14 protein-coding genes and 1 pseudogene are annotated in these 16,120 nt (G+C 48.2%); 9 read left to right on the top strand and 6 right to left on the bottom strand.

Going from position 1 to position 16,120, the window contains the following annotated elements; genetic code table 11:
- Positions 1–35 precede the first annotated feature (35 nt).
- Positions 36–1,448: a relaxase/mobilization nuclease domain-containing protein gene (locus tag WMO64_RS12535; protein ID WP_002576328.1), complete on the top strand. Its 1,413-nt coding sequence runs from the start codon at positions 36–38 to the stop codon at positions 1,446–1,448.
- A gap of 189 nt (positions 1,449–1,637) precedes the next feature.
- Here the strand turns inward: WMO64_RS12535 and WMO64_RS12530 are convergent, their stop codons facing one another.
- From WMO64_RS12530 to WMO64_RS12510, 5 genes are all read right to left on the bottom strand, one after another.
- The gene (locus tag WMO64_RS12530; RefSeq protein ID WP_016147209.1) at positions 1,638–1,994 is read right to left on the bottom strand and encodes a helix-turn-helix domain-containing protein; all 357 of its coding nucleotides are present in this window, start codon (positions 1,992–1,994) and stop codon (positions 1,638–1,640) included.
- Positions 1,995–2,181: 187 nt separating this feature from the next.
- Positions 2,182–3,372 (bottom strand): AI-2E family transporter, encoded by a 1,191-nt coding sequence (locus WMO64_RS12525; protein ID WP_002587438.1) that lies wholly within the window; start codon positions 3,370–3,372, stop codon positions 2,182–2,184.
- A gap of 12 nt (positions 3,373–3,384) precedes the next feature.
- Positions 3,385–4,920 carry a cardiolipin synthase gene (gene cls / locus WMO64_RS12520; protein WP_002587439.1) on the bottom strand — a complete coding sequence of 512 codons (1,536 nt, stop codon included), beginning with the start codon at positions 4,918–4,920 and terminating at the stop codon, positions 3,385–3,387.
- Positions 4,921–4,947: 27 nt separating this feature from the next.
- On the bottom strand, positions 4,948–5,928 hold the full coding sequence (locus tag WMO64_RS12515) for an alpha/beta hydrolase (protein WP_002587440.1): 981 nt from the start codon (positions 5,926–5,928) through the stop codon (positions 4,948–4,950).
- A 195-nt stretch (positions 5,929–6,123) separates the two neighbouring features.
- Positions 6,124–6,480, bottom strand: a complete 357-nt coding sequence (locus tag WMO64_RS12510) for a helix-turn-helix transcriptional regulator (protein WP_002587442.1) — start codon at positions 6,478–6,480, stop codon at positions 6,124–6,126.
- A gap of 229 nt (positions 6,481–6,709) precedes the next feature.
- Between WMO64_RS12510 and WMO64_RS12505 the strand changes: the two genes are divergently transcribed.
- The 8 genes from WMO64_RS12505 to WMO64_RS12470 all read left to right on the top strand — a co-directional run bounded on the left by WMO64_RS12505 (position 6,710) and on the right by WMO64_RS12470 (position 15,490).
- Positions 6,710–7,327, top strand: a complete 618-nt coding sequence (locus WMO64_RS12505) for a TetR/AcrR family transcriptional regulator (protein WP_349232194.1) — start codon at positions 6,710–6,712, stop codon at positions 7,325–7,327.
- A 72-nt stretch (positions 7,328–7,399) separates the two neighbouring features.
- Positions 7,400–8,764 carry a radical SAM/SPASM domain-containing protein gene (locus tag WMO64_RS12500; protein WP_262398491.1) on the top strand — a complete coding sequence of 455 codons (1,365 nt, stop codon included), beginning with the start codon at positions 7,400–7,402 and terminating at the stop codon, positions 8,762–8,764.
- On the top strand, positions 8,764–9,636 hold the full coding sequence (locus WMO64_RS12495) for a DegV family protein (RefSeq protein WP_002587448.1): 873 nt from the start codon (positions 8,764–8,766) through the stop codon (positions 9,634–9,636). The genes WMO64_RS12500 and WMO64_RS12495 overlap by 1 nt, the downstream gene beginning before the upstream one ends.
- A gap of 127 nt (positions 9,637–9,763) precedes the next feature.
- Positions 9,764–10,375 carry a winged helix-turn-helix domain-containing protein gene (locus WMO64_RS12490; protein ID WP_349232193.1) on the top strand — a complete coding sequence of 204 codons (612 nt, stop codon included), beginning with the start codon at positions 9,764–9,766 and terminating at the stop codon, positions 10,373–10,375.
- 539 nt (positions 10,376–10,914) lie between these two features.
- The gene (locus tag WMO64_RS12485; RefSeq protein WP_016147205.1) at positions 10,915–11,328 is read left to right on the top strand and encodes a sigma factor-like helix-turn-helix DNA-binding protein; all 414 of its coding nucleotides are present in this window, start codon (positions 10,915–10,917) and stop codon (positions 11,326–11,328) included.
- 546 nt (positions 11,329–11,874) lie between these two features.
- The gene (locus WMO64_RS12480; protein WP_016147282.1) at positions 11,875–12,060 is read left to right on the top strand and encodes a hypothetical protein; all 186 of its coding nucleotides are present in this window, start codon (positions 11,875–11,877) and stop codon (positions 12,058–12,060) included.
- A 138-nt stretch (positions 12,061–12,198) separates the two neighbouring features.
- Positions 12,199–13,866 (top strand): recombinase family protein, encoded by a 1,668-nt coding sequence (locus WMO64_RS12475; RefSeq protein WP_016147283.1) that lies wholly within the window; start codon positions 12,199–12,201, stop codon positions 13,864–13,866.
- Positions 13,850–15,490 carry a recombinase family protein gene (locus WMO64_RS12470; protein ID WP_016147284.1) on the top strand — a complete coding sequence of 547 codons (1,641 nt, stop codon included), beginning with the start codon at positions 13,850–13,852 and terminating at the stop codon, positions 15,488–15,490. Before WMO64_RS12475 ends, WMO64_RS12470 begins: the two co-directional genes overlap by 17 nt.
- Before the next feature lie 145 nt (positions 15,491–15,635).
- Here the strand turns inward: WMO64_RS12470 and WMO64_RS12465 are convergent.
- Positions 15,636–15,950 (bottom strand): annotated as a pseudogene (locus WMO64_RS12465) (recombinase family protein); the annotation flags it as partial.
- Positions 15,951–16,120: the final 170 nt, after the last annotated feature.

Genomic DNA, 16,120 nt, shown 5'->3' with positions numbered 1-16,120 from the left:
GGCCGCTTATTTTTTGGAAAGGAGGCGGACCCCACATGGCCACCACCCGCATTATACCGCTGCACACCGGCAAGGGCCGCACGGTCGGCAAGGCGATCAGCGATATCATTGGTTATGTAAAAAATCCAGAAAAGACCGACCACGGCAGGCTCATCACCAGCTACCAGTGTGACAGCCGCGTGGCCGATGCGCAGTTCCTGCTGGACAAGCAGACCTACGCCGCCCGCACCGGCCGGGTGCGCGGTGCGGACGATGTGATTGCCTACCACCTGCGGCAGTCCTTTGTGCCGGGCGAGATCACGCCGGAGGAAGCCAACCGGTTGGGCGTAGAGCTGGCCCGGCGATTTACCAAGGACAAGCACGCTTTCATCGTCTGCACCCACATTGACAAGGCTCACGTCCACAACCATATTATATGGAACTCCACCACGCTGGAGTGTGACCGCAAGTTCCGCAACTTTTGGGGCAGCACCCGCGCCGTCCACCGTCTGAGCGATACCATCTGCGTTGAGAACGGTTACTCCATTGTGGAGGCTCCCAAGCGGCGCGGCCAGAGCTACAACAAGTGGCTGGGTGACGCGGCGAAGCCCTCCCACAAGGAGCAGCTGCGTCAGGCCATTGACCGGGCACTGGCGCAGAAACCGGCCAGCCTGGAGGAGCTGCTGCGCCTGTTGGAACAGGACGGCTTCACCGTTCACCGGCGCGGAAAAAACATCTCCATCGGCGCGGAGGGCTGGGGCAACAATGTCCGCTTTGACCGGCTGGGGGACGGCTACACGCTGGACGATCTGTTGGCGGTCCTCTCCGGCCAGAAAGAACATATGCCCCGCAAGCAAGCCGTCCCGCAGGCCGCTCCGCCGAAGGTCAATCTGCTGGTGGACATCCAGGCAAAACTCCAGGCCGGAAAAGGTGCCGGGTACGCCCGCTGGGCCAAGGTGTTCAACCTCAAGCAGATGGCACAGACCCTCAACTACCTGTCCGAACATGGGCTGCTGGATTATGCCGATTTGGAAACCAAAACAGCAGAGGCGACGGCCCGCTATAATGCGCTGTCCGATCAGATCAAGGCCGCTGAGAAGCGCATGGCCGAGATTGCCGTGCTGCGCACCCACATCGTCAACTACGCCAAGACCCGCGAGACCTATGTGGCCTACCGCAAGGCCGGGTATTCAAAGAAATTCCGGCAGGAGCATGAGGAGGAAATCTTGCTGCACCAGGCCGCCAAGGAAGCCTTCAACGAGCTGAACGTGAAGAAGCTGCCCACCATCAAGGAGCTTCAGACCGAGTACGCCCAGCTACTGGCGGACAAGAAAAAGGCTTACGGTGAGTACCGGCAGGCCCGCGCCACCATGCGGGAGCTGCTGACGGTCAAGAATAACGTGGATCGGGTCCTGGCGATGGAGCAGACCGAGCCGCAACAGAAAGAAAAAGACCACGGCCAGCGGTGAGCTGGTCGCAGTCAAAAGCGTTCACAAGAACGCGCAGCCACAGATTGAAAATCTGTGTTCCAAGGGGGCTTGGGGGACTTCCCTCAACAAGCGCGTGGGGCTATCTGGATAGCCACAGGCATCGCTTGCCGCTTTCTTTGCAGAAATGAAAAGAGCCAGAGAGGAAACCGTCAAATTTCACTCACTGGCTCAATTCGCTTCAATTTTCTTAGATAGTTCTGTTAATTCCTGCATGGTCTCCTGTGTATGGTGCAGCAGGGTTTCACGCATTTCTGACGGGCAACTGGAATAAAGCATTTTCATCTGGTTGGCTCCCTCATCTTCTGGAGAAACATCCGGATTTATTAGAGAGTCCAGAGAGATGTTCAAAACCTTGGCCAATGCTCTTAAAATCAAATAGGAAGGGTTCATCTGCCCTTTTTCAATGTTGGCAATTTGTTTTACAGAAACATGGCTCAGATCTGAAAGCTCCTGCTGTGTCAGGTCTTTTTTCTTTCGGGCCTCCCGCATTATTTGACCCAAAGCGGTTAAATCGTCAATCGGCATAATCATTCACCTCAATAACATTGTATCGTGCCGATTTGTTTTGAGGAATAACCTTATTATGCCCGCTAAAAGGTATGATAATGCCGATTTTGTAATATAAAAAACGAATAGGGCGCAAAGACCCTTGATATTTTTATATCATGAGTCCTTACACCCTACTATGAGTTTTTATCTTGAGATAATTTTTTTAGGATATATTCTGTTTATGTGAATTACCCATCTGCTCTTTTTCTTGTGTTTTCAGATGCGTTTCCCGCTTATCGGTTGCTTCTTTCAAAAGAGCGTAAGTGGCTGCTGCGGCAGGTACGCCAAGCAACATACCGATTGGTCCAGCCAGATTGCCACCTATTGTGATTGCCGCTAAAACCCACATGGCAGGAAGGTTGATTTTTGCGCCCACAACTTTCGGATAGATTGCATTTCCTTCGATCTGTTGCAAAGTAAGCAGGAAAATAATGAATACCAGTGCCTTAAAAGGATTGACTGTCAGAATCAAAAATGCACCCACAAGTGTAGCAATCCAGGCACCGACATAGGGAATCAGTGCTGTTACCCCAACAAGCGCACCGATCATCGGCGCATATGGTATTCTCAGAATTAACATACCGATTGCACACAGGCTGCCTAAAATTATTGCCTCAGTCGTTTGCCCTGCTACAAAAAGCTTGAAGTTTTTTTCACAGACAGCTGCCACATGAATGCCCCGCTCGGCAAAACATGCTGGAATCCATACACGGACAATTCGGGTGATCTGACTTTTTAATTTCTCCTTATTGGCCAAAATATAAATTGAGAACACAAGACCAATCGCAAAATCGACTGCCGTCGCAACCACGCTTCCAAATGCGGAAGCAGCAGTGTCCATAATGGTGGTTCCCAATTGATTCAACCATTCATTCAAATTGTCTTTCAGTTCAAGAAAATCAATATCAATTTGGGACAGCTGTTCTCCGAATGGGATTTTAGAATAGTCAGCCGTGCTTTCAAATGCCACCAGTTGATCCAGACCATTCGTCAAGGATGATATGACAATAGATACTGCATCGATCAATTCGGGAATAACAAGAAAAGCAACACCGACAAAGACCCCTATCACCAAAATAAATGAAAGCAGGATCGCAAGCGGGCGGCGCATTTTCGTTTTCCTAGATGTCGGATGTTTGGGGAACAGATGTCTTTCAATAACCCCCAACGGAACATTCAGAAACAACGCCAAAATCAATCCAATTAAAAGTGGGTTCAGCAGGTCTTTCAACCACATCACGGCATCAGCTACATGACTAATATGTCGGATGCCAAGATAAATCAAAATGCAGGCTGTAAACGTTCCGATAATCCACTTTGATAATTTTTTGTGTGTTTCAATATCTTCAAACATTCAAGACCCTCCTTACATTAGTGGTGCAAATAGCCGCAGTATATCCTGGAGCAGATGCACTACGATATTTGTTTTGCAATCCTTTTCTGTCACCTGTTGGCATATCTCCAGCGTTTGCAGAAAATCCTCCTTGACTTCCATAACAGCTTTGGCCTCATAGAGCAGAGCACCACATTCATAGTGCAGATATAAGCTGCGAAAATCCAAATTTGTTGTCCCGACTGTTGCAGTACGGTCATCGGACACAAAGGTTTTGGAGTGGATGAAACCATTGGTATATTCGTAGATTTTAACGCCTGATTTTATCAGCTCTCGGTAATACGAGCGTGTGGTCATGTGTACCCACCATTTATCCCAGCGGTGGGGTGTGATGATGCGTATATCTACACCACTTTTTGCCGCAAGACGCAAAGCGGAAAGCATACTATCATCGACAATCAGATATGGGGTGTTGATATACACGTACTTCTTTGCATTGTTTAAGATATGCAGGTAAACGTGTTCGCCCACATTTTCTTCATCCATTGGACTGTCAGCGTATGGCTGAACAAACCCCTTTGCAGTAACAGGGCACTCTTGTTCTTTCCATGGGTAGAAGATTTCGTAGTCCTCGTCTGTATGGGTACAAATTTCCCACGTCTGTAAAAAAATTAGTGTGAAACTCCATGCGGCTTTGCCTTTCAGCATGATCGCTGCATCTTTCCAGTGTCCGTGTTTCTCAATGGCGTTGATGTATTCATCTGCCAGATTGATACCTCCGGTAAAAGCCACCTTTCCATCAATGACCGCTATTTTTCGGTGATCTCTGTTATTTTGCTTTACGGTCAGAACAGGTCGGAAGGGATTGAATACGGCGCACTGGATACCGTGTTTTTTTAGCTGCTTTGCGTAGTCTTTCGGAAGAGTGAGAAAGCAACCCATATCGTCATAAATCAGTCGCACAGTTACGCCTTGCGTGGTTTTTCGCTTCAAAACTTCCAAGATGCTGTTCCACATAACGCCTTCCTGCACGATGAAATATTCCAGAAATATGTACTTCTCGGCTTTTTCAAGTTCCGCCAAAAGTGTTTCCAGCTTTCGTTCACCCGGTGTAAGGTAATGTGTTTCTGTATCTGCATATATTGGAAACCCCGTGTATTCCTGCAAGTAATGAATTTGAGGGTAATATTCAGGCAGTTGTTTTGTTGCGCTTTCATAGCAAATGCCGGGGAGTGCATAGAGTGGTTTTGCCTTTTGTTGTGTATGGAGGACACTTTTTGCAAAGCGCCATTTCGAGGATTGTGCATTAGACAAAAGATACATCAGTCCACCAAACAACGGGAAGGTTAGGATCAGGATCGCCCATGCAGTTTTGTAGGCGCCTTTGTCTTTCTGGGAAACGATATAAAGCACCGCAATGATACTGACGATTGTCAGTAGGCGACTGAAATTTCGGGAAAGCTGACTTCCCCCAAGTACAAGGCATATAAGAAAATATACCTGTAAAAGTAGCAGGAGTATCGTCAACATCCTTCTACGGAATAAGACACGGAGCCAACGCTGGCGCATAATGATTCCCCCCCTTCAAACTCAAATCTACGGATTCTTTTTCCGCTGTTCGCAAAATTCCCAAAACTCTTTTGCAATGCGCTCGTAGGTGCTTTTTCCTACGAGATAGCTCATACAGTGGTCAGCGCCCGGAACAATCAGCAGACGCTTTTCTGATGTACAGGCTTTATAGTTTTCGTATGTCATTTCAACTGGAACAAAGTGGTCATCTGTTCCGTGGACAAAAAGAACAGGAATTTGGCAGTGCTTCAACGCTTCTGTAGTTGAGGCAGCATCAGCATCCATTTGGATGCGCTTTTTGCACATCCTATCGGCACCTGTTTTATGCAGAGCATAAGGAATATGCAGATTGCTTTCGGAGACATGTTTCCAAATTGCATGGAGCGAAGTAAATGCACTGTCCGCTGCGATTCCAAATACATTATCCGGCAGTTCCAGTTCGGACGCCATTAGCACAGAGGTTGCACCCATGGATACCCCGGCAAGATAGATGGGAATGCTTTTTCCTGTTTTCTCGTTTATCCAATTTGTCCATGCCAGGCAATCGTAGCGTTCCAGCAAACCTAAACTCATATGGTCGCCGCCGCTATTATTTTGTCCCCGCTGCTCTGCGTAGAGTACAGAACAATGATTATTGCGCCAGAAATCTGCGATTAGACCAAAATCATGTGACCAGGAGGAACGCCACCCGTGCATGGCAACTATAGTTCTTTTCGGTTCTTCGCAGGGACACCAATGCCCAATCAATGAAATTCCGTCGTGAGCAGTGATTTCCACCACGTCACAGCCGCTTTTTTCGAGCTGACCAGCTGCCTTTTTTACAATTTCAGTGGTTTCTATCATTTCAGGTGAACCGGACACACGCATTTTTCCGTTGCTTCTGTCCTGCGGCGCAACCCGATCCATGGCGAGCTGCATCATCTTTTTGGTTAGAAGATGATGCCAAAGCACACAAATCGCACTACCGGCAGCACCTATTATCAATCCTTTTTTCAATGAATCCTTCATAGCACGTCCTTTCATAACGTGGGTATAACTTACTCTTTGTCATTGGCAGTTTTCTTACTTAATTTTCTGCGATATGCGTAATATAACAGAATCGACATTGAGGCTTTTTCATAACCAAACTTGCCGAAGCACTGGAACGCCGCATTGAGAATGGTCAATCTCTTTTCTTCGGTCAGGGCCAAAAATTTGTTCAATTCATTTCCTTCTTCTTACACAATAACCGTTTCGGTTATTCAGAGTATAGCACCAATAACCGAATCGGTCAAGTGTTAATGCAGCAAGTGTATTGATGCGCTTTTTGCAAGCGTCATCTGCGCTCATGTCTGGATAAAAGAACTGATCCACCGATATATCGAACATTGTCACCATCTGATAAAAAGTGTTCAAGCTCGGATGCTGACCGTCGTTTTCGTTATATATGATGGTGCGGGGATCACGGTCAATGATAAGGGCCAGTTGATCCTGTGTCATCCCGCTGGTTTCTCTTTTGCGCTTTATCTCGCACCCTATATCGTGGAAATCAAATTTGCGCTCATCGCGTTCAAATTTCATAGACATCACCCAATGTAATTTTATATTTCAGGTAGTAGTATTTGAACGAATTACATTTTCGTGCAACTGCTGACTTGAACACACCGGTACTTTCGAGACTAATCTTCGTTGGTCTAACAGTATAAAAAGAAAACTTTTGAATCATACTCCAAAATACTTGACCGTTTCGGTTATTGGTGCTATACTCTAAATAACCGAAACGGTTATTGTGTAAAAAGGAGGAAATGAATTGGACAAATTTTTGGCCCTGACCGAAGAAAAGAGATTGACCATTCTCAATGCGGCGCTCCAGTGCTTCGGCAAGTTTGGTTATGAAAAAGCCTCAATCAATGATATTGCGGTAGCCGCACACATTTCCAAAGCGTCTGTGTTTCAGTATTTCGGCAGTAAAAAGCAGCTCTACATTTACCTGCTGGAATACTGCAAGAAAATCATAGAGGGACTATTTGATAAGGAAGCCCTCGATTCCGAAACAGATTTGTTCGACAGGATTCTGGCATCCAGCCGCATGAAAATGGAGGGGCTCCAAAATCAGCCTTTTATCTTGCAGTTTATTACCAGTGCCTGGGAGGAAAATTCTCCCGAGGTGACGGATACGCTGGCGATCCTGACGGAGGAGACCGGCAGATTCCGAAACGATCTTGTTCTGCGGGAAGAGGATGCTTTGAAATTCAAAGACCCAGAGGATGCCCAGCCGGTCTTTCAGATGCTGCTTCTGATGGCCGAGGGCTATGTGGCCGGGTACCGGGGGGCGGCGGCTTTCGATTTTCAGGCTGTCATGGAGGATTTTGAGAAGAACATCGCAATTCTGCGGAAAAATTTTTATAAGGAGGAGTATTTGAAATGAGTGAACAAGCGATTGTCTTGAATGATCTGATGAAAAACAAAGAATGAAAAAAATAGAAAAGGAGACAAAACCATGAGTAATTCTATTAAAGACAGCGTACAGGCTTTCGCCGTCAATCAAGTGCTGAAATATGTTGACAGCAATCCGCAGGAAGCATTCCCCAAGTTGTTAGATTGGGCGGATAAGTTCGATAAGGATAACCTCTATCTCACACAGCGCCAGCAAATCCGTAAGGTGATGGAGCAGCCTGACAGCAACTGGATGCGCCTGATCAACAGCCTTTGGACGGACATTGATTCTGAAGTCCGCAAAGTGTTCTTCCGCAATTTTATTGTCAATGCATCTCTCTTAGGCAGCCGCAAGCAGGTGGCTAATCGTGAAAAGTACGGCTGCAATATCCCCTGGGCAATCCTGATGGACCCCACTTCCGCCTGCAACCTTCATTGCACCGGCTGTTGGGCGGCAGAATACGGTAATAAGCTGAATCTGAGCTATGAGGAACTGGATGACATCATCAATCAGGCCAATGAACTGGGAACCTATATGTTCCTCTACACCGGCGGTGAACCTATGGTACGCAAGAACGATCTGCTCCGCCTGTGTGAAGCGCATCCTGACTGCGTATTCTCTGCCTTTACCAACGGTACCCTTATCGATGAGAAGTTTGCCGATGAGATGCTGCGGGTGAAGAACTTCTACCCGGCCATCAGCATTGAAGGCTTCGAGGAAGCTACTGATTTCCGCCGTGGCAAGGGTACTTATCAGGCTACTATGCGGGCGATGAAGATTCTGAAAGAAAAGAAGCTGCCTTTCGGCGTATCTGGGTGCTATACCAGCAAGAACATCGACTCCATCAGCTCGGATGAGTTCTTCGATCATCTGGTGGAGTGCGGTGCGAAGTTCGCATGGTTCTTCCACTATATGCCTGTGGGCAACGATTCCGCTGTGGAGCTGCTCCCGTCTCCTGACCAGCGTGAAAAGATGTATAACCGCATCTGCGAATACCGTAGCACAAAGCCTATTTTCACAATTGACTTTCAGAATGATGCGAAATTTGTAAACGGCTGTATTGCTGGTGGCCGCAACTATCTGCATATCAATGCCAATGGTGACATTGAGCCTTGCGCTTTTATCCATTACTCTGACTCCAACATCCGTGAAAAGACCCTGCTGGAAGCATATCAGTCTCCGCTGTTTATGGCCTATCACGACGGTCAGCCCTTTAATGATAATATGTTCCAGCCGTGTCCTATGCTGGAAAATCCTGAATGTCTGCGTAGCATGGTAAAGAAATCCGGTGCCCATTCTACCGAGTATCAGTCCCCGGAAAGTGTTGACCATCTGTGTGATAAGACTACACTTTATGCAGAAACCTGGAAGCCGAAGGCCGATGAGCTGTGGGCTGCTTGTCAGGGCTGTAGTGGGTGTAAGAAGTGATGGACGGCTATCAAATTTTCACAGATGCCACCTCAGATCTCGCACCGGAGTTAACCGCAGGTCTGCCATCTGTTGAAATGATTCCTATGAATGTTGAGATCGGCGGAACAGAATACTCATATGGTTCCCCGGAAGGAATCACAGCCAAGGAGTTCTACCGCTTGCAAAGAGCTGGGAATTTTGCAACGACCTCACAAATCAACCCAACGATTTATTTTAAGCATTTTGAACCCTGTCTGCGACAGGGAACCGATATTCTGTATCTCTGTTTTTCCTCTGGTCTGTCAGGTACATATCAGTCTGCGTTTTTAGCGGTTGAAGAACTACAGCAGGAATATCCGGAAAGAAGAATCATCTGCATTGATACGCTTGCTGCCGCAGTGGGTGAAGGGTTTTTAGTCAGAGAAGCTGCGAAAAAGCAGAGGGAAGGACTGTCTATTGATGAATTGGCTTCTTGGGTCATGGAACACCGATTAGAGGTATGTCATTGGTTTACGGTTGATACCTTTACCCATTTGAAACATGGCGGGCGGGTTTCAGGTGCCGCAGCCGCAATGGGAACGGCTTTGCAGATCAAACCGTTGCTTCATGTGGACAGCGAAGGAAAGCTGCAAGCAGTGGAAAAACCTCGTGGAAGAAAAAAGGCTGTTACCACTCAGATTGCCCGAATGGAACAGGGCTGGAAACCTGAACTTGGTAAATCGATTCTGATAGGTCATGCCGATGACCCTGAAGCAGCAGATATGCTGAAAGAAAGGTTGTTGGAACAATTCCCGGATTCTGAGATTTGTATTGCTTATATTGGCCCTATCATCGGAGCACACACCGGTCCCGGCGCACTGGCATTGATTTACTGGGGAAATAATCGATGACGGAGGATTTGTAGATACGCAAAAAAGCATTCTCCATCATAGAAAAATATAGTTTTGTTTAGAGCTGCCGGGTAACTTATGCTCGGCAGCTTTGAACTGTCTGCTAGAAGTAGTAGGAGGTGAACATATGGTTCCGCATGTATTGGGCGTAGGATACGCCTATAATGAATATGAGGTTACTGCTGGCCGATGGAAAGAATTTGAAATTGAATTTGACTATGCTGATAATATTAAACAAGCGGCCGCAATGCTGTCTTTTAAAGAATATATATGCGTAGCTATTTGCTCTGATGTGATTCCACAAGACGATTTGGATATCTTGAGACAAAAACGTGCGGTACCAATTATTGTTGTGCCACCTTCATATTCGGAGGAACAGCGGTATGCATGTGTCCATTTTGGTGCTGCTCAATATTTACATACCTATAATCATCCTATGGTAGAAATGTTTTCAGAGAAAAATAGTATGAGAAATTGTTTGAAAATACCAAAAGATAAAAGAAGACCGCTAACAATCATCACTGTGAAAGACTTGTCTTTCTGCTTAGAGTACAGGTCTGTAGAGATAGCTGGGGTATGCATTGATTTGACCGAAAAAGAGTTTGATATTCTTGCGCTGCTAATTATGAATCAACGGCAAGTCTATACTTATGAAATGATAATGGATTCTGTTTGGCATGATGATTTTTCGTTTTATTCACGCAATGCGATTTCAAGCCATATAAGTAATTTACGGTAAAAGTTAAAAAGTTCGGAAACTGCATCAGAACATATTAAAAGCATTCGAGGAATAGGCTACAAATTCGAAGTATAGGTATTTCTTGTGCAAATCTTGTATAAATCTAAAGTAAATCTTGCTTTCTGTTCTATACCATAGCTCTCAATAATGGCGAGCAGCTGTTAATTGAGTAATGGTTCAATGAAAACGCGGCTTGCTGAATAGCTGCCGCTTTATACTGCGTAGACAGAAAGGTTATTTACAGCGGCATATAGGAGGATGCCGCTTTGTTTGTTTTAACCTTTTACAGTTCTCATAATCTTCACTTGCTAAAAAAAGTGTAGCTTCCCCTCCGGGGCAGTTCGGCAACCTGTCGGTATTATCGTTCTGCGCAAACCGGAATAATAATGATCTTTTTTGTTGCGCCAGTTTCCTGGAATGGGAGACTGGCGCTTTTGCTTGTCGTTTTTTGCCGAATGTCCCCAAACGGCCTCGATGCCGTTCCCCGCCTCCATTCGATTCACCCGCTAATCACCCGTGAATCGAAATGGAGGTACATAATGAAGAAAGTCAATCTTCGGGATCTGTATCCCGATGTTTATAAAACCGATGCCTTTTTGGAAGTAACCGATGAAGTACAAGCGGTGTTTCAGTCTGACGAGCGAGCTGAAGCAGCCTATGAGCGAAAAATGTATCGCTATAAGGCGCAGTACTCCCTGGACTGTGAGAATGGAATTGAAAATGCGGTCCTGCGAAAGCTGGAGACGCCGGAGATGCTTCTGGAGGAAAAGCAGCTGCGCGAGCAGATTTACTCCGCCGTGATGGCTTTGCCGGAGAAACAGGCAAAAAGAATTTATGCTCGGTACTATCTGGGGATGAGCGTAAATGAGATTGCCGGAGCCGAAGGTGTAGATCCGAGCCGTGTCCGTGACAGCATCCGGCGTGGGCTGAAACAGTTGGCAAAAATTTTTTGATAAAGTTTCATTTGAAGCGCCTGTTTTTTGCCCCTTTTGTCAGTGTTAATAGAAGGACAAGTTTTCCCCTTCGATGGTACTTTGACAATTGAATAGACGGCATTTCTGGTACATAACCCATGTACGAGCGAATCAGGCGCGCCGCCAAGATGGACAGCCAAGGAGGTGATAAACAAGGCTGTTCCCAGCGATCAACGCCAGCCTGAGACCCGGAGGTGGCACTTCGAGCGCGAGGACTCCATGGGGGCTTAAAGATACTTGTTCACACCCGCCCACGGACTTGAGGCGGAACCCTGCGGCGCACGAGTAAAACGACGCTGCGGAGTTATGACATCCGCGCCAGCGGAGACCGGGAATGTCCCCATCGTCAGGGATGCGTGGCAAATGTGGCGAGCAATAACCAAACTATCATACAGCAGCCGTACCGATTGACTGGTTAGCATATCCCCTCAACTTTATCGGTACGGCTGCTTTTTTATATGAATTGAGACAAAATGTTTCCTCATATCTTATGAAGAAGCAGTTTTTGACTGGAGGTGCGTCAGTATGGATCAGAAGAATCCCCCTACAACCTCCTACAAAGAGGTGAAAATTGGGAAAACCATTTACCGTGTGACCAGCTTTTTTTCGGGCGAAAAGGAGCTGGGAAAGACTTTGGAGCAGCTGGCTGTCCGGCGCGCCATGTCGGAGGTTTCCACATCTGTCGGCTGCTCCGCACACACGGCTACATAGTTACACTATCCTCCCGGCCTTGCCGCATCCTTGCGCGGCGATGGATTCTCCGCTACGATGTTCATACAGGGAGATTCCCTGTGGAGCCATCACGCCGCACGAGGTATGGAATCTGAATTGTCGGGAGGGAAAATAAAGATGACTACAAAAACATACAACGTCGGCATCTACTGCCGTTTAAGTAACGACGATGAACGCGACGGCGAATCCGTCAGTATTGAGAACCAGAAGCTGCTGCTTCAGAACTATGTACGGCAGCGGGGCTGGAATGAAATTGATACCTATATCGACGATGGCTATTCAGGTACGAATTTTGACCGTCCTGGGGTCAAGCGTTTGATTGAGGACGCCAAGGCCAAGCGGATCAATGTGATCCTGGTCAAAGACCTGTCCCGTTTTGGCCGTAACTACATCGAATTTGGACAGTACACAGACTACCTGTTTCCGTCCCTGGGCTGTCGGTTTATCGCTCTGAACAACGGCATTGACACGGAAAGCGCCAATGGCAGCACCGATGTCATGTGCTTTTTGAATTTATTTAACGAATTTTATAGCCGCGACACAAGCAAGAAGGTCAAGGCGGTCAAAAAAGCCTGTGCTGAAAGCGGCAAATTCATGGGAACCTACCCTGCCTACGGCTACAAGCGGGACCCGGCGGATAAGCACCACCTGGTGATTGATGAGGACACCGCCCCGATTGTGCGCCGTATCTTTGAGATGCGGGCAGCCGGAACAGGGTTTCACGCCATCGCCGTTATGCTGAACGAGGAAGGCATCCCGTCCCCCGGTGTATTGTACTACCAGCGCAAGGGACAGAGCGATCCGCGCCGGGTCAACCACAAATGGGCAGACCAGACGGTGAAAAACATCGTCCGCAGCGAGGTTTATATCGGCAACATGGTCCAGGGAAAGACCGGAACGCTGTCGTATAAGTCACGCAAACTCGTGGGCAAACCGGAGGAAGAATGGATTCGTGTGGAAGGGACCCATGAACCGATTATCTCACAGGAGCTGTGGGATACCGTGGTCAGCATTGACAAAAAGAAGGTACGGAAATCTTCTTCCGCTGATGGCTATAAGAGTATCTTCACCGGCCTTGTGTACTGTGCGGACTGCGGTTTCAAAATGCGGAATCAGGTGGAGCGATTCACCTATAAGGACGGGACACCGGGGCGGTACAGCTCCTTTATTTGCGGGAACTACTCCCGCAGCGGAAAGGGAGCCTGCACAATTCACACCATCTATGAAAATGTGCTGACCCAGCTGGTGTTGGAGGACATTCGGGAAAAGGCCCGTTTTGCGGAATATGACCCAGAACAACTGGTGCAGCAGATTATCCGCCTGAAGGATAAGGAAGCCAAAAGCCGCCTTTCCTCCTGCGAGCAGGAGCTGAAAACATATACGGCGCGGCTTTCCGAACTGGAACGGCTGATGCAGAATCTCTACGAGGATAAATGTGCCGGAACCATTCCGCAGACCGTTTTTCAGACCTTAATGCACAAATACGAAGCGGAACGGGCGGAAAAGTCCGAAGCCATCCCGGAACTGGAGCGCAAGGTCAAAAGCTACCTGGAGAACCGCACGGACGCAAATCGCTGGCTGACCGTTATCCGCCGGTACACAGAGATTACGGAGCTGGACGAATCCATCCTCTTTGAACTGGTGGACCGCATTGAGGTTGGAGAAACTCGAAAACTGGGCGGACAGCGGATTTGTGACCTCCGTGTTTACTACCGCTATGTGGGCAATGTGGACGCGGCGCTGTCACAGGAGGAAAGGAGGCAGCCACTTGAAGAAGCAATATAAGGTCGGCATCTACTGCCGCCTGAGCGTGGACGATGCCTCCAATTCCGCAAAGGCAAAGAACTATATCCCCGGCGATGAATCGGCCAGCATAGAAAATCAGTACGAAATTCTCTCCAAATTTGTCATGCTCAACGGCTGGATCGAGGTCAAGACCTATCGGGACGATGGGTACAGCGGCGGGAATTTTCAGCGGCCCGGATTTTTGGAAATGCTGGAGGACGCCCGCCACGGCCTGATTAACCTGATTCTGGTTAAAGACCTGTCCCGCCTGGGGCGTGACTTTGTGAAGGTGGGCCGCTATACGGATGTGATTTTCCCGTCCCTGGGCTGCCGGTTTGTATCTGTGCTGGACTGTCTGGACAGCGAGGGCGACAACACCGATATGCTGCACTTCCGCAGTTTGATGAACGACTACCATCTGAAAGACCTGTCGGGAAAAATCAAATCGGTGCTGTACGCCAAAAAGAAAAGCGGCCAATACTTGACCGCCTACGCTCCTTACGGATACCGCAAGAGCGATGAGGACAAACACCGGCTGGTGGTGGATGAAGAAGCCGCCGCTGTGGTGCGGGAAATCTACCGGATGCGCTGCTCCGGCATGGCCTACGGCAAGATTGCGGCGGCACTGAACGAGAAAAGCATCCTTTCTCCCCGCTGGCATTGGGAACTGCACTACGGAAAAAAGGGCAGCTGCAAATACTCCAAACTTTGGACCTATGCCACGGTAAAAAACATCCTGAACGATACTGTTTATCTCGGCATAGTCACACAGAACCGCACCGGCTCCCATTCCTACAAGGACAAAACCATGATACAGAAGCCGGAAACGGAATGGATTTGCCACGAGGATGCCCACGAAGCAATCGTTGACCGGGAACTGTGGGAGGCGGTTCAGGAAAAGAACCGGGCAGTCAAACAGCAGGTGGCAAATCATGCCGCCCCTCTGCCCGCCCTGTTCACCGGCAAACTGGTCTGTGCCGATTGTGGGCATCCTCTGGCAGCCACCCGCGAGACCCAGCGCAGAAAAAATGGGACATCCAAGCGATATGTTTCCTATATCTGCTCCCACTTTGCCACCACCGGACGCAGCGCCTGTTCCTGGCATCGGATTTATGAAATCTCGCTGAAAACGCTGGTGCTGAATGAAATCAGGGCGCACAGCCGGGCGGTAGCACAGGATGAAAATGCCGTGCTGGACAAGCTGAAACAGCAGATACTTTCCGAAAGCGCAGCCAGACAGGAGGATTCCAAACTGGAAATCAGCCGGTTGCGGCGGCGTATCGGAGAGCTGGAACACATGACCGCTAAACTTTATGAAGATAAGGTCAGCGGCATAATCAACAACGACACCTTTGCTGTCCTGATTCAAAAAAGTGAACAGGAACGCATCCAAAAGGCAGAGCGTCTGGAGGTTCTTCTGGCAGAGGAACGAAAAGCCCGGCAGGAGGTTGAAAATATCCGACAGTGGGCAGGCATCGTCCGCCGCTACCTGAATGTGCAGGAGCTTGACCGGGAAATCGTTGAGGAACTGATTGACCACATCGAGATCGGAGAACGCTCCGTTATAGACGGTCAGCGCCGTCAGGACATTAAAATCTTTTACCGCTTTGTTGGTGTGGTATAATGGGAAAAAGAAAAGACCCGGCTGCATCCGCAGTCCGGGCATACACCTGACAACATTCTATGAAAACGGTTTGCGATTGAACCGCATCGTTTTGTCGAAAAAGAGTGATTCAGCAGAACACCCTTCCCAAACAGCTTATGTTCTTCATAATGTTGCGGAAAGGGGTAAAATCATCATCGCCTTTTAGACTGTCCACACCGTCATTGATGGCGATCAGCCGGACACCGCGCTGCCGCAAAATCTCCATGACCTGGCCGACTTTCAGATAGTCGCGCCCCAGGCGGCTCATGTCCTTTATGACGATGGCCTCCACCCGTCCGGCCTCGACTTCCTCCATCATCGCCAGAAAGCCGGGACGGTCAAAGCGGGTTCCTGATACACCGTCATCGGTGAAGTGGGTGGGGTTCGGTAGCCCATTCCGGCGGGCATAGTCCTCTAACATCTTTTTCTGGAAAGAGATTTGTCAAGGGTGTTTTACCATTCAGCAACGAATTAAGGCATAAACAATATCACATTTTTATAATGCTTTTTGACCACAATCAGTCCGGCACTGACTGTGGTCTTTATTTTGAAAATGACATTTTCCCCTTAAATAAAGGAATCAATCGTCGTTGCGTTTTTCGTCAATAT

The organism is Pseudoflavonifractor intestinihominis (genome assembly GCF_040096055.1).
Lineage (GTDB): Bacteria > Bacillota > Clostridia > Oscillospirales > Oscillospiraceae > Pseudoflavonifractor > Pseudoflavonifractor intestinihominis.
This window is presented reverse-complemented; position numbering and strand designations above follow the sequence as displayed.